We start from the raw sequence: 13,370 nt of genomic DNA on the forward strand, positions 1-13,370 counted from the left end.
TCAGCGGCTCCGGTACAGCAGGAACAGGAACACCGGCACGCCCAGCATTGCGGTGATCACGCCCACCGGCAGCTGCTCCGGGGCGATGATGGTGCGCGCCAGGGTATCCGCCAGGGTCAGCAGGATGCCGCCGGCCAGCGCCGAGGCGGGCAGGATCACCCGCTGGTCGTTGCCGAACACCAGACGCAGCATGTGCGGCACGATCAGGCCGACGAAGCCCACCGCGCCCACCTGGGTGACCGCGGTGGCGGTGATCAGCGACGCGGCGATGTAGATCGACCATTCGACCGGGCGCACCGACACGCCCAGCGCGGCGGCCTGCATGGGGCCGCGCGCGAGGACGTTGAGGGTGCGGCCCAGCGGCATGGCCGCCAGCACCACGAACACCAGCACGCCCCAGGCCGGGCCCGGATGGCGGGCATGCGAGACGTCACCCATCAGCCAGTAGAGCATGCCCGGCAGTTCCGCGGTGGGGCTGACCGCCAGCAGGAAGCTGATCAGCGCGCCCCAGCCGGCGGCCACCACCACGCCGGTCAGCAGCAGGCGGGTGGCGGTCCAGGATCCGGTGCCATGCGCCAGGCCGAACACGATGAGTGTGGAGAGCATGGCCCCGGCAAAGGCCGCGGCGGATACCGAGAACATCGACAGCCCGGCGAGCATGGCCAGCAGAGCGCCCACCGAGGCGCCGCCGGAGAGGCCCAGCACGTAGGGGTCGGCCAGCGGGTTGCGCAGCAGCACCTGCATCAGCGCGCCGGCGACGCCCAGCAGCCCGCCCGCGGCGAACGCGGCCAGCGCGCGTGGCAGGCGCAGTTCGGTGATCAGCGTGGCGTGCAGCGCCGAGGCCTCGCCGGTGAGCACCCGGGGGAGCTCGCCGAGCGGGATGGCCACGCTGCCCCAGGCCAGGGCCACGACCAGCGACAACAGCGAGGCGGGCAGCAGCACGCCCGCGGCAAGCAGGAAGGAGCGGGTCACGCCTGGTTACGGCGATTCGGGACGCCGGTCGCGGGCGGTCTGCAGCTCCTCGCACATGAGGGCGGTGCCCTCGGCGATGCGCGGGGTGTGGCGCTGCAGCAGCGACGGCGGCAGGAAGAACAGGTTGTCGCGGCGCACCGCGAGCATGTTGTCCCACTCGCGCCAGGCCTCGACCCAGGCGGGGTTGTCCTCGCCCATGCCGCCACCGATGATGACCTCGGGGTCGGCGTGGATCACCGCTTCGCGGTCCATGCGCGGTACCAGGCGGTCGAGGTGGCCGAACACGTTCTCGCCGCCGCACACCTCGATGGCCTCGGCGATCAGGTGTTCGTTGTTTACCGTCATCAGTGGCTGGTCCCAGACCTGATAGAACAGCGGGACGGGGTCGCGATCCGCGTATTCGGCGCGCAGGGCCTCGATCTCCTGCAGGAAGCGCTGGGCCTCGGCGCGGCCCTGTTCCGCGGTGCCGGCCAGTTCGGCCATGCGCTCCATGCTGGAGGCCACGCCGTCGAACCCGCGCGGTTCGGAGGTGTAGACGGTCAGGCCCAGTTCGCGCAGGCGCTCGATGTGCGAGCGCGAGTTGCCGCTGTCCCAGGCCACCACCAGGTCGGGTTCCTTGGCGAGGATGCGTTCCAGGTCGAGACTGGTGTAGCCCCCGACCCGGGGGATGTCCGCGGCCTGTTCCGGGTAGTCGCTGTGGTCGGTCGCGCCGATCACGCGGTCGCCGGCGCCGATCGCGAACAGCACCTCGGTGATGTGCGGGGCCAGGCTCACGATCCGCTCGGCCGGGGCGTCCAGCCGGACTTCCCGATCCGTGTCGTCGATCACGGAAATGGAGTCGTTGTCGGCGGCGTGGCCGGCCGGGCTCAGCAGCAGGGCACTCGCCGCGAGCAGGGCCGGCAACAGGTTCGAACGATATGACATGCGCAGTGGTTCCTGGATTTCCGGTTCCGGGGGGCTGGCGCGGATGGTGCCCCGGCGGGAAAAAGCCGCAACCGGCGGTGTGCCGCGCCTGCAAGGACGCAATATCATAACAGGAGTGTCACGGCCCCCGCGGGAGAGCCCGCCCGCGGCAGGGCCGTGTGTGACCGGGCGCACTGGAGAGGGCGGGTGCGAACGCGTATCATCCTGCCTTCCCGTCCGGCCATGCGCCGGATCCTCGCGACACCCTTGCACCCATCTCGCCCGCTGCCGGGAGACGTCTTCGCATGTCCCGCAACACCCCGTCATCCGCCGTACCTTCCAGCCCTTTCCCGGCCGCCCCGGAGTCGGGTTTTCCGCCGGAAGAAGCCGCCGCGGTCTATCGCGCGATCAACGAGCGCCGCGACATGCGGCATTTCCGTGCCGGCACCGTGGTGGACGCGGAGGTGCTGGGGCGCCTGCTGGAGGCTGCGCATCGTGCCCCCAGCGTCGGCTACATGCAGCCGTGGCGCTTCGTAAGGGTGGCCGATCCGGCGCTGCGTGAAACCATCCACGGCCATGTGGCCGCCGAACACGAGCGCACCGCCGAGGCCTGCGGCGAGCGCGGTGCCGAGGTTCAGCGGCTGAAGCTGGAGGGCATCCGCGACGCCGGGGAGATCCTGGTGGTCGCCCTGACCGACGGGCGCGAGCGCTACGTGCTGGGCCGGCGCACCCTGCCGGAGATGGACCTGTGTTCGGCTGCCTGCGCGATCCAGAACCTGTGGCTGGCGGCGCGTGCCGAGGGCCTGGGCATGGGCTGGGTGTCGCTGTTCGAGCCGGAATGGCTGGCGCGCACCCTGGGGATGCCGGAGGGGGCGCACCCGATCGCGATCCTGTGCCTGGGTGAGGTGGAGGCGTTCTACGACGAGCCGATGCTGGAGACCGAGGGTTGGGATACCCGGCGTCCGCTGGACGAGCTGGTGTTCGAGGATTGCTGGGGCCGGGCGGGTTCGACCCCGGTCCCCGATCCGAAGGACGACGTCGGCGACGATTTCCGGGGTGGCTCCCGGGAGGAGAACAGCGCGTGACCGCCTTTCTCGTCCTGCTGGGCGCCCTGACCCTGGACCGGCTGTTCGGTGATCCGCGGCGCTTCCATCCGCTGGCGGGCTTCGGGCGCCTCGCGCAGGGGCTGGAACGGCGCTTCCACGCGGACAGCCGGCTGCGCGGCACCCTGTTGCTGACGGTGCTGGTGCTGCCTTGGGTGGTGCTGGCGGCCTGGGCGGCCAGTCTCGCCTGGGGCTGGATCGTCAGCCTGCTGGTGCTGGTGCTGGCACTTGGCTGGCGCTCGCTGGACGAGCACGCCGAGCGGGTGGCGGTGTCGCTGGAGCAGGACGACCTGGACGGCGCGCGCGCCGGGACGGGAATGCTGGTGTCACGCGCGACCGACGAGATGGATGCCGACGGCGTCAGCCGCGCGACCGTGGAATCGGTGCTGGAGAATGGCAACGACGCCCTGTTCGCCACGGTGTTCTGGTTTCTGGTGGCCGGTGCGCCGGGGGTGGTGGCTTATCGGCTGGTGAACACCCTGGATGCGATGTGGGGCTATCGCACGCCGCGCCACCGCCATTTCGGCTGGGCCGCCGCGCGGCTGGACGACGTGCTTAACTACATCCCGGCGCGCCTGACCGCGCTGGCCTATGCCGCCGCCGGGCGCATGGGCAGCGCGCTGCGCTGCTGGCGCGAACAGGCCGCCGCGTGGAAGAGCCCCAATGCCGGGCCGGTGATGGCCGCCGGCGCGGGCGCGCTGGGTGTGCGGCTGGGCGGCTATGCGTATTACCACGGCCGGCGCGAATGGCGTCCGGTGCTGGGTCACGCCACGGAGGCCACCGGCGACAAAGACGAGGGGGCGGCCGGTGCCGCGCGCATCCGCCGGGCGATGGGGCTGGTGGACCGCGCGCTGGCGCTGTGGATGGCGGTGATCGTGATCGGGGTGTCGTTCATTGTCTTCGCCTGACGCCCGGTCCGGATCCCGGGACGGCGCGACCCCGGAGTCGCGCCATGGCGGGGGCGTGCGCGCGGCGGCCCGGCGCTGGGGGCATGCGGTCGAGGACTGGCTGGACCTGTCCACCGGCATCAACCCGCGGGGCTGGCCGGTGCCGCCGCTGCCGCCGCAGGCCTGGACGCGGCTGCCGGAGGCCGATGACGGGCTGGAGGCGGCGGCCGCCGCGTATTACGGCAGCGACGCCCTGCTGCCGCTGCCCGGCTCCCAGGCCGCGATCCAGGCCCTGCCGGTGCTGTGGGGCGAGGGCACCGGCCGCGAGCAGGCCCGCGTCGGCGTGCTGCACCCCGGCTACAACGAACACGCGCGCGCCTGGAGCGCCTGCGGCCACGCCGTGCAGCCGGTGGAGCCCGAGGCCGGCGCCATCGAGGCCGTGCTGGACGCGGTCGACGTGCTGGTGCTGATCCACCCCAACAACCCCACCGGCACGCGCGTCGAGCCCGCGCAGCTGCGGGAGTGGCACGCCCGGCTGGCGCGGCGCGGCGGCTGGCTGGTGGTGGACGAGGCCTTCGTCGACAGCGAGCCGCAGTTGAGTCTGGTGCCCGAGGGCCCGCGTGACGGGCTGGTGGTGCTGCGCTCGCTGGGCAAGTTCTTCGGCCTGGCCGGGGCCCGGGTCGGGTTCGTGTTCGCGCCGGAGCCGCTGCGCCGGGCGCTGAGCGCGCGCCTGGGGCCGTGGAGCGTGCCGGGGCCGTCGCGGCAGGTCGCGGCCGGGGCGCTGGCGGATCATGGCTGGCAGTCGGCGCGGCGCATGCAGCTGGCGGGCGAGGGCGAACGCCTGGCGGCCCTGCTGCGCGCACACGGACTCGCCCCGGATGGCGGTACCGCGCTGTTCCAGTGGGTGCGCAGCGAACGTGCCGAAGAGATCCAGGACCGGCTGGCGCGCGCGGCGATCCTGGTGCGGCGCTTCGAGGAGCCGGCCAGCCTGCGCTTCGGGCTGCCCGGCGACGAGGCGGGCTGGCAGCGCCTGGAGGCCGCGCTTACGGAGCTGAGTGATGACTGACACCGGCGGCACCTTGATGGTCCAGGGCACCACCTCGGATGCCGGCAAGAGCGTGCTGGTGGCCGGGCTGGGGCGCGTGCTGCGCCGGCGCGGGATCGCGGTGGCGCCGTTCAAGCCGCAGAACATGGCGCTCAACAGCGCGGTGACCGCTCAGGGCGGCGAGATCGGGCGGGCCCAGGCCCTGCAGGCCGCCGCCTGCGGGCTGCAGCCGCATACCGACTTCAACCCGGTGCTGCTCAAGCCCTCCAGCGACCGGGGTGCGCAAGTGATCGTCAACGGCCGCGCGGTGGAGGAGCTGGACGCGCGCGCCTACCATGACTACAAGCCGGTGGCGCGCGAGGCGGTGCTGGCGGCGCACCGGCGTCTGGCGGCGCAATATGCCGCGGTGCTGGTGGAAGGGGCCGGCTCGCCGGCGGAGATCAACCTGCGCGCGGGAGACATCGCCAACATGGGGTTCGCCGAGGCGGTGGACTGCCCGGTGATCCTGGTCGCCGACATCGACCGCGGCGGGGTGTTCGCGCATCTGGTGGGTACGCTGGCGCTGCTGGCGGAAAGCGAACGGGCGCGGGTGGCCGGCTTCGTGATCAACCGCTTTCGTGGCGATCCGGCGCTGCTGCAGTCCGGGCTGGACTGGCTGGAGGCCGAGACCGGCAAGCCGGTGCTGGGCGTGCTGCCGTATCTGTCGGGGCTGCAGCTGGATGCCGAGGACGCGCTGCTGCGCGAGGCGGCCCCGGCGAGTGGCGCGTGGGCGAGCGGCGAGGGCGAGCCTCTGCGGGTGGTGGTGCCGGCGCTGCCGCGGATGTCCAACCATACGGATTTCGACCCGCTGCGCCTGCACCCGGGGGTGTCGCTGCGCTTCGCCGGGCCGGGGGAGCGGCTGCAGCCGGCGGATCTGGTGCTCCTGCCGGGGTCCAAGGCGGTGCGCGACGACCTGGCCTGGCTGCGCGAACAGGGCTTCGAGCGCGAACTGATGCGTCACCTGCGCTACGGTGGCCGGGTGCTGGGGATCTGTGGCGGCTATCAGATGCTGGGGCGCGCGGTGCACGACCCGGAAGGCGTCGAGGGCGCCCCGGGCTCCTCGATCGGGCTGGGCCTGCTGGACGTGGAGACCACGCTGCGCCCGGCCAAGCAGCTGCGGCAGGTGACCGGCAAGGGCGTGATGGAGCGGGCGGCGCCGGTGCGCGGCTACGAGATCCACGCCGGGCACACCGCCGGGGCGGACTGCGAACGCCCGGTGCTGCAACTGGCCGCCGGGCCGGACGGCGCTCGTTCGACGGACGACGCAGTGGCCGGCACCTACGTGCACGGGGTGTTCGACGAGCCGGCCGCCGCCGGGGCACTGCTGGCCTGGGCCGGGCTGGAGGCGGACGGCGCCGCCGTGGATCTGGACGCGCTGCGCGAGGCGAGCCTGGAGCGTCTGGCCGACGCACTGGAGGAACACATGGACATCGACCGACTGCTGGACCTGCTGCACGTGCAACAAGGGGGCGCCCGGTCATGAGAACCCTGATACTGGGCGGCGTGCGTTCGGGCAAGAGCCGCATGGCGGAACAGCTGGCGCTGGCGTCCGGACAGCCGGTGACCTACGTGGCCACCGCGCGCGCCGACGACGACGAGATGCTGCGGCGGGTGGAACAGCACCGCCGCCGGCGGCCGGCCGGCTGGGACCTGATCGAGGCCGGCGACGACCTGGCCGCCCGGCTGCAGGAGGCCGCGGCGCCGGATCGCTGCCTGCTGATCGACTGCCTGACCCTGTGGCTGACCCAGCTGCTGTGCACCGAGGACGAGGCGCACATCGAGCGCGAGCGCGAGGCGCTGATCGCCACGCTGCCGACCCTGCCGGGTAGCATCATCGCGGTGAGCAACGAGACCGGGCTGGGGGTCGTGCCGCTGGATGCGCTGTCGCGGCGCTTCGCCGACGAGGCCGGTGCGCTGCACCAGCGCCTGGCCGCCGATCTCGACCGCGTGGTGCTGACCGTCGCCGGCCTGCCGCACGTGCTCAAGGGCCCGATAGTGAACGCCTGATGACCGCATCGACCTGCGAGGAACGCGCGTGACCGAAGACTGTGACTGGCTGAATGTCCCCGCCGCGCCGCTGGATGCCGGGGCGGCCGCGCGTGCCCGCGCCCGACAGGAACGGCTGACCAAGCCGCCGGGCTCGCTGGGCCGCCTGGAGACCCTGGCCGAGCGCCTGGCCGCGCTGCAGGGCCGCGAGTGCCCGCACCCGCCGCACCCGTGGATCACCGTGTTCGCCGGCGACCATGGCGTGGTCGCCGAAGGCATCTCGCGTTTTCCGCAGGCGGTGACCGGGCAGATGGTCGCCAACTTCGCCGCCGGCGGGGCGGCGATCACGGTGCTCGCGCGCAGCCTGGACGCGCGACTGGAGATCATCGACCTGGGCACGCTGCCCGGCGGTCCCGAGCCCGAGGGCGTGATCCGCGCCGGCCTGGGCCCGGGCACTGCCAACTTCGCGCGCGAGCCGGCGATGACCCCGGCGCAGCTGGAGCGTGCGCTGAACACCGGGCGCCAGGCGGCCGAACGGGCGCGCCAGGGCGGCGGGGGGCTGTTCATCGGCGGGGAGATGGGCATCGGGAACACCACCGCCGCGGCGGCCGTGGCCTGCGGCCTGCTGGGGGCGTCGCCGGACGCGCTGGCGGGCCCGGGGACCGGGCTGGACCCGGCCGGGGTGCGGCACAAGGCCGAGGTGATCGAACGCGCGCTGGCCCTGCACGCCGAGGCCGGCGATTCGGCGCTGGAGTGGCTGCGCCGGGTCGGCGGCTTCGAGATCGCCGGGTTGACCGGTGCGTTCCTGGCCAGCGCGCAGATCGGCCAGCCGGTGCTGGTGGACGGCTTCATCGCCAGCACCGCGGCACTGGTGGCGACGCGGCTGTGCCCGGGGGCCGGGGACTGGTTCTTCTACGCCCACCGCTCCGCCGAGCCCGGCCACGACCGTGTGCTGGAGGCGCTGGGTGCGCAGCCGCTGCTGGATCTGGGCATGCGCCTGGGCGAGGGCAGCGGCGCGGCGACCGCGGTGCCGCTGCTGCGCATGGCCTGCGAGCTGCACGCCGGCATGGCGACCTTCGACGAGGCCGGGGTGGCGGACGACGAGTCCGGAGCGGGCGCGTGAGTACGGGGGCGTCCGCCGGCGACGGGGCGCGGGTCGGGCTGCTGCGTCACGGCGAGACCACCGGCGAGGGTTTCTGCGGCGCCGGCAGCGACGTGCCGCTGACCGCGCGCGGCCAGGCGGCGATGGAGGGTGAACTGGCACGCCGGCGCCCACCCGGTCTGGACTCCGGCGAACCGGCCTGGGACCGCATCGTGACCTCGCCGCTGCAGCGCTGTCAGGGGCCGGCCTCGGCCTGGGCCGAGCGCTGGGAGGTGCCGCTGGTGGTGGAGCCGCGCCTGCGCGAGCTGCACTTCGGCACCTGGGAGGGCCGCAGCGCCGCCGCGCTGATGGAGACCGAGGCCGACGCGCTGGGCCGCTTCTGGCAGGATCCGGAAGGCTGCCCGCCGCCGCAAGGCGAGGCGCTGGGTGCGTTCCGCGAGCGCGTGCTGGCCGGCTGGCGCGAGAGCGTGGCCACGCCCGGCACCGCGCGCACGCTGGTGGTGACCCACGGCGGCGTCATCCGCGTATTGCGTGCGCACTTCGAGGGCATCCCGCTGGCCGAACTGCTGAGCATCGAGGCCCCGCTGGCGGTGCTGCACCGGGTCGATCCCGCGCGGGTGCAGGCATGAGCCGGCCGGCCACGCTCGCCCCGCTGTGGCTGGCGCTGGTGTTCCTCACCCGGGTGCCACTGCCGGCGCGCCTGCTGGCCGAGGCCCCGCGCCCGGAAGACGCCGGACGTTCGCTGCTGTTCTACCCGCTGGTGGGGCTGGTGCTGGGCCTGCTGCTGGCCGTCGGCGGCATGCTGCTGGCCCTGCTGCCGGGCGCCGAACCGTTGCTGCTGGCCGCGCTGGTACTGGCCGGCTGGGTGGCGATCACTGGCGCGCTGCATCTGGACGGGCTGGCCGACACGGTGGACGCTCGCGTGGGCAGCCACGGCGACTCCGAGCGCGCCCGCACCATCATGAAGGACCCGACCTCCGGCCCGATCGCGGTAGCTACCGTGATGCTGGTGCTGCTGGTCAAGTTCGCCGCACTGGTGCCGCTGGTGGCCGCCGCGCAGTGGCTGGCGCTGGTGATCGCCGTGGTCCTCGGCCGCGCCGCCCTGGTGCTGCTGTTCCGCCTCGCGGATTACCTCAATCCCGCCGGCCTGGGTGCCGACATGGCGGCGAACCTGCCCGAACGGGCCGCCGCCGGAGTACTGGTGGCCACGGCCATCGCCGTGGTCATCCTCGGCGTGGCCGGCGGCCTGCCCGGCGCCATCATCGCCCTGATCGCCGCCGGCGCCACCGTGGTCGCCCTGGCCGCGTTCTTCCGCCGCTGGCTCGGCGGCTTCACCGGCGACCCCGCCGGCGCCACCCTCGAGATCGTCGAGGCCGTGGCCCTGGTGGTCATGGCCCTGACCCTCACCGCGTAGGGCCCTCGCTGGCAGCCATCCCCCGGGCCCGATCGGCCGGAGGGCCGGCCTCCTGCCGGGGGGCACGGGTTCAACCGTAGGAGGCCAGCCCCCTGGCCGATCCGCGCTTCGTTCCGTTCAGGCGTCGAAAAGCATCGGTCGCGCCTGTTTCTCGGCTTCGTGCAGGCGACGACCGAGGAATGGGAAATTGTTCATTGAGACGAGCTGGGCATGGGCCAGCAGCAGGCCGCCGGCGTCATTCAGGGCTTCAAGCATGGGGCCGCGCAGGCCCGCGAGTGCCTTCTGGTCAACGCCATACAGACCCCGGGGGGATACCTCCTCGCCGTGCAGCGTGATCGAGGGTTCCCATGGCCCCACCACGCCGGCCACCTCCAGTGACTGTGCGGCGATGCGTGCCGCGATCTTGTCTTCCTCCATCCAGCGCAATGCCTTGATCAGGCGCTCGGGCAGTTCCGTCGGTTGTCCGTCATCGAGCAAACGCTGCGAGCCGCCGACATGCACCATGCCACTGGCCGCGTCGTAGGCCAGTTCGGGATCGGCTCCGTTGGTGCCGCCGCTCAGGGTGAACGGATAGAGGCGCAGGGCGGACGGCGTGTAACCCGCATGCCAGTGCCCGTCGTCATCGACCAGCAGGTTGTCGTTGTCCTCCACGCCCATGACCGCCACCACGCGGAAAGCTTCCTGTTCCGGATCCTTCACCAGGGCCAGGGGCATGGCCGCGGCGGCCTGAATACATTCGGACAGCCCGATTTCCACGCGCTCGCTGCCGCGCGCGAATTCGAAACCGGCCTCCCATTCGACACCCAGAGAGTCGCCGGCGCGTGACAGTGGCATGATGGTTCTGAACATGGCGGTTGCTCGGTCTCCTGACGGTCACGGCGGTGCGTAACGTTGCCGTATCGTTCAAATGTTGGCCGGGTCGGCCGCTACGGTAAGATCGCCAAAAGCCTAGCATGGGGAGATCTCGATTGGCCCGCAAAACCCGTAAACGTTCGAACAGCGCGCCGCTGACCCTCAAGGCCGCGTTGCAGCATCTGGAGCAGGGACGCACCGAGCGTGCGGAACGTGAACTCTCGCGGCTGACGGGCCAGGACCGTCAGGGTGAGGTCTGGCGTGCGCTCACGATCGCGCGGGAGCGCCTGGAGATGCCGTCGGCGCTGGAGGCCGCCCATCGGGCCGCGGAACGGGGCGGGACCGAGGATGACCTTAAGCGCCTGTTTCGCATCGGCCGTGCCAACGACGACAGTCAGGCCATGATCGCCGCGGCAGACCGACTGGCCGAGCTTGATCCGGAGTCGTCGACGTGGGCCAACGCGCGTGTCCTGGCGCGTCTCCGTCTGGGGGAGCTGGAGTCCGCACTGGAGGTGGCCCGGGGCAATGTGGAGCGTCGTCCCGACGGGCCTTCTTCACTCCGCCTGCAGGCAGGCGCACTCAGAGGCATGACGGGTGACCGTGAGGGTGCGGTTGCGGAGTGTCGCGAGGCCCTGGCCGACAGGGGGTTCCAGACCCGCGAAGGGGATGACGGCAAGCCGCATGTCCTGATTCTGAAGGCAATGAGTCGGACGCCGCCACGGATCAACCGGCAGTCGGGGCAGATCACCTTCGAGACCGGAAACGACCTGAGTACGCATGTGGCACGAGCCGGATATCCCACCAGCGATGTGTATGCGGAGGCCCTCCAGGATCGCCCGGAGCTGATGGATCAGGCACCCCCGGCGGATGTCGTCCTGTGTTCCATCACCGATGCCGACAAGTCCCCGGACGACCTGGCAACGGCGCAGCAACTGGTGGAGAGGCTGGGCCTGCCGGTCGTGAATCATCCGTCAAGGATTCTGCAGACCCGTCGGGATGCCAATGCACGGCGGTTCGCGAATACGCCCGGTGTCCGGTTCCCCAGGACGGTCGCGATCCCCGTGCAGGGCGTTTCCGATCCGGTGATGGCGGTCGAGGAGGCGATGGAGGCAAACGGGATCCGGTACCCGGTGATCCTGCGTTCGGCCGGCCTGCAGACCGGGCGCTGGATGTATCGGATCGAAAACCGTCGGGAACTGCGCCGCATGCAGGTGACGGATCGGGTGCGAGAACTGTATCTGATCGAATGGCTGGACACCCGGGACCCGGCCACGGGCCTGTTCCGGAAGTTTCGTGCGTTCCTGATCGGCGACGAACTGCACATGTCGCACATGTACATGTCCGAGGACTGGAGCGTGCATGGAGGCTCGGCCGAAGAATTGATGCGGGAGCGCGCCGATCTAAGAAATCGCTCCATCCTGTTCCTGGAAGATCCACTCAACGAACTTTCGTCCGAGATCCTGGGCAGCGTGAAAAATGCCCTTGAACTTACCGGGCTCGACTACTGTGGTGTTGATTTTGCGATTGATCCCGAAGGCCAGGTCGTGATCTTCGAGGCGAATCCGGCGATGCAGATTGTCCGCCCTCGCGAAGGCTTGGAATTTCAGGAAGAACATGCCAGGGCCGGGATCGACAAGGCCCTCGAGCTCATTTCGAAAAAGGCGGTGATGCGCGAATCGAGCTGATTGTGGCCGGGTGGACTCAAGCTTGGGGCAGGGCGGTCGTTAAGGGAATCGAAGGCGGCATGACGCCGCAGAAGGATTGCCTCAGCCGGCCCCGCCGGCACCCTAGTTCCGGAGGAAACAACCATGTCCCAGGTCATCAATACCAACGTGATGTCGCTGAACGCCCAGCGTAATCTGAACGAGTCGCAGGGTGCGCTTTCGCAGTCGCTGGAGCGTCTTTCGTCGGGTCTTCGCATCAACAGTGCGAAGGACGACGCGGCGGGTCTGGCGATTTCCGAGCGCTTTACCAGCCAGATCAACGGTCTGGACCAGGCGGTACGCAACTCGAACGACGGGATCTCGCTGGCGCAGACCGCCGAAGGTGCGCTGGATACGGTGAGTGACTCGCTGCAGCGTGCCCGCGAGCTGGCGGTGCAGGCGGCGAACGATTCCAACTCGGCGTCGGACCGTCAGGCGCTGAATGACGAGGTCCAGCAACTGATGGACGAGGTAGGCCGGATCGCGAACAACACCGAATTCAACGGTGGCCGCATCCTGGATGGCAGCGTGGAGGACCTGTTCTTCCAGGTGGGCGCGAACCAGGGCCAGATGATTGGCGTGGATGGCGTGGATGCGCGCAACACGAATCTGGGTGCCGCGGAAGTGGTGGGTGATGGAGCCCTGGACTCGTCTCAGCTCGAGGAGCTTGCCGGGTTCAGTGACAGCGATGTCACGATCACTGTTGACGGTGCCGATCCCATCGAGGTAGCCCTTGACGGAGATGACATCCAGACGATGGACGATGCGGTGCGAGCGATCAACAGCGCGATCTCCGAGGCCGCAACCGAGGATGACGTGATATCGGACGCGAGCCTGGAGGCGGCGCTGCGGGTCAACAACGATGGAGAGACGTCGATCTCGATCACCGGGGCGTTTGGTACCGGGTTCACGGTGGATGGAGGACGGGCGCTCGACGAGGATGATGACAACCTGGGGGCAGCCCTGTTCGGTGATAACCAGGGCGATATCAATAACGGTGGGGACAACAACGTCAACCTGACCGAGATTGACGTGACCACGCGGGATACCGCGACTCAGGCCATTGGGGTGATGGACGGCGCGCTGACCCAGATCAGTTCACTCCGCTCCGAGCTGGGTGCGGTGCAGACGCGATTCGAGAGCACGATTTCGAACCTGGAGATCGGATCGGAGAACCTTTCGGATGCACGTTCGCGGATCATGGATGCGGACTTCGCCGCCGAGACGGCGGAGCTGACGCGCGCCGAGGTGCTGCAGCAGGCGGGGACTTCGGTGCTGTCGCAGGCCAATGCGGTGCCGCAGAACGTGCTGGGTCTGCTGCAGTAAGAAGGAGGTTTCCTCCGGGCCCGTGCCGCGGGCCATCC

13 protein-coding genes are annotated in these 13,370 nt (G+C 70.8%); 10 read left to right on the forward strand and 3 right to left on the reverse strand.

Annotated elements, in window-relative coordinates; all coding sequences use genetic code 11:
• Window positions 1-972: an iron ABC transporter permease gene (locus D577_RS0112595; RefSeq protein WP_018947826.1), complete on the reverse strand. Its 972-nt coding sequence runs from the start codon at window positions 970-972 to the stop codon at window positions 1-3.
• Between the two features lie 6 nt (window positions 973-978).
• Entirely contained in the window at window positions 979-1,896 is a 918-nt protein-coding gene (locus D577_RS0112600; protein WP_018947827.1) for a cobalamin-binding protein, read from the reverse strand.
• Between the two features lie 284 nt (window positions 1,897-2,180).
• Between D577_RS0112600 and bluB the strand changes: the two genes are divergently transcribed.
• Genes bluB through cobS form a run of 8 tightly spaced genes read left to right on the forward strand, consistent with a single transcriptional unit; the run spans window position 2,181 to window position 9,451 of the window.
• On the forward strand, window positions 2,181-2,960 hold the full coding sequence (gene bluB, locus D577_RS0112605; RefSeq protein ID WP_018947828.1) for a 5,6-dimethylbenzimidazole synthase: 780 nt from the start codon (window positions 2,181-2,183) through the stop codon (window positions 2,958-2,960).
• A complete protein-coding gene (gene cbiB, locus D577_RS0112610) occupies window positions 2,957-3,886 on the forward strand; it encodes an adenosylcobinamide-phosphate synthase CbiB (RefSeq protein WP_018947829.1) in 930 nt (309 codons plus the stop codon). The genes bluB and cbiB overlap by 4 nt, the downstream gene beginning before the upstream one ends.
• 55 nt (window positions 3,887-3,941) lie before the next feature.
• Window positions 3,942-4,931: a threonine-phosphate decarboxylase CobD gene (gene cobD, locus D577_RS0112615; RefSeq protein WP_018947830.1), complete on the forward strand. Its 990-nt coding sequence runs from the start codon at window positions 3,942-3,944 to the stop codon at window positions 4,929-4,931.
• A complete protein-coding gene (locus D577_RS0112620) occupies window positions 4,924-6,432 on the forward strand; it encodes a cobyric acid synthase (protein ID WP_018947831.1) in 1,509 nt (502 codons plus the stop codon). Before cobD ends, D577_RS0112620 begins: the two co-directional genes overlap by 8 nt.
• Entirely contained in the window at window positions 6,429-6,956 is a 528-nt protein-coding gene (cobU, locus tag D577_RS0112625) for a bifunctional adenosylcobinamide kinase/adenosylcobinamide-phosphate guanylyltransferase (protein ID WP_026289066.1), read from the forward strand. Before D577_RS0112620 ends, cobU begins: the two co-directional genes overlap by 4 nt.
• Before the next feature lie 28 nt (window positions 6,957-6,984).
• Complete coding sequence (gene cobT / locus D577_RS0112630; protein WP_018947833.1) at window positions 6,985-8,058, forward strand: nicotinate-nucleotide--dimethylbenzimidazole phosphoribosyltransferase; 1,074 nt, start codon at window positions 6,985-6,987, stop codon at window positions 8,056-8,058.
• The gene (locus D577_RS0112635) at window positions 8,055-8,666 is read left to right on the forward strand and encodes a histidine phosphatase family protein (protein WP_018947834.1); all 612 of its coding nucleotides are present in this window, start codon (window positions 8,055-8,057) and stop codon (window positions 8,664-8,666) included. The genes cobT and D577_RS0112635 overlap by 4 nt, the downstream gene beginning before the upstream one ends.
• Window positions 8,663-9,451 (forward strand): adenosylcobinamide-GDP ribazoletransferase, encoded by a 789-nt coding sequence (gene cobS / locus D577_RS0112640; RefSeq protein ID WP_018947835.1) that lies wholly within the window; start codon window positions 8,663-8,665, stop codon window positions 9,449-9,451. Before D577_RS0112635 ends, cobS begins: the two co-directional genes overlap by 4 nt.
• A 117-nt stretch (window positions 9,452-9,568) precedes the next feature.
• On the opposite strand, the gene D577_RS0112645 is transcribed toward cobS, so the two are convergent.
• Complete coding sequence (locus tag D577_RS0112645; RefSeq protein ID WP_018947836.1) at window positions 9,569-10,300, reverse strand: SapC family protein; 732 nt, start codon at window positions 10,298-10,300, stop codon at window positions 9,569-9,571.
• A gap of 119 nt (window positions 10,301-10,419) precedes the next feature.
• Between D577_RS0112645 and D577_RS0112650 the strand changes: the two genes are divergently transcribed.
• Together D577_RS0112650 and D577_RS0112655 are read left to right on the forward strand one after the other, a co-directional pair.
• The gene (locus tag D577_RS0112650; RefSeq protein ID WP_018947837.1) at window positions 10,420-11,988 is read left to right on the forward strand and encodes a hypothetical protein; all 1,569 of its coding nucleotides are present in this window, start codon (window positions 10,420-10,422) and stop codon (window positions 11,986-11,988) included.
• Between the two features lie 123 nt (window positions 11,989-12,111).
• Window positions 12,112-13,332, forward strand: a complete 1,221-nt coding sequence (locus tag D577_RS0112655) for a flagellin (protein WP_018947838.1) — start codon at window positions 12,112-12,114, stop codon at window positions 13,330-13,332.
• Window positions 13,333-13,370 lie beyond the last annotated feature (38 nt).

Source organism: Thioalkalivibrio sp. AKL17 (assembly GCF_000377885.1).
GTDB classification, from domain to species: domain Bacteria; phylum Pseudomonadota; class Gammaproteobacteria; order Ectothiorhodospirales; family Ectothiorhodospiraceae; genus Thioalkalivibrio; species Thioalkalivibrio halophilus.

What these genes read in the sequence shown, in the direction of transcription:
- cobU (WP_026289066.1), top strand. Translation starts at nt 6,429, where the DNA reads ATGAGAACCCTGATACTGGGCGGCGTGCGTTCGGGCAAGAGCCGCATG.
- D577_RS0112645 (WP_018947836.1), bottom strand. Translation starts at nt 10,300, where the DNA reads ATGTTCAGAACCATCATGCCACTGTCACGCGCCGGCGACTCTCTGGGT.
- D577_RS0112620 (WP_018947831.1), top strand. Translation starts at nt 4,924, where the DNA reads ATGACTGACACCGGCGGCACCTTGATGGTCCAGGGCACCACCTCGGAT.
- D577_RS0112655 (WP_018947838.1), top strand. Translation starts at nt 12,112, where the DNA reads ATGTCCCAGGTCATCAATACCAACGTGATGTCGCTGAACGCCCAGCGT.
- D577_RS0112600 (WP_018947827.1), bottom strand. Translation starts at nt 1,896, where the DNA reads ATGTCATATCGTTCGAACCTGTTGCCGGCCCTGCTCGCGGCGAGTGCC.
- bluB (WP_018947828.1), top strand. Translation starts at nt 2,181, where the DNA reads ATGTCCCGCAACACCCCGTCATCCGCCGTACCTTCCAGCCCTTTCCCG.
- cobS (WP_018947835.1), top strand. Translation starts at nt 8,663, where the DNA reads ATGAGCCGGCCGGCCACGCTCGCCCCGCTGTGGCTGGCGCTGGTGTTC.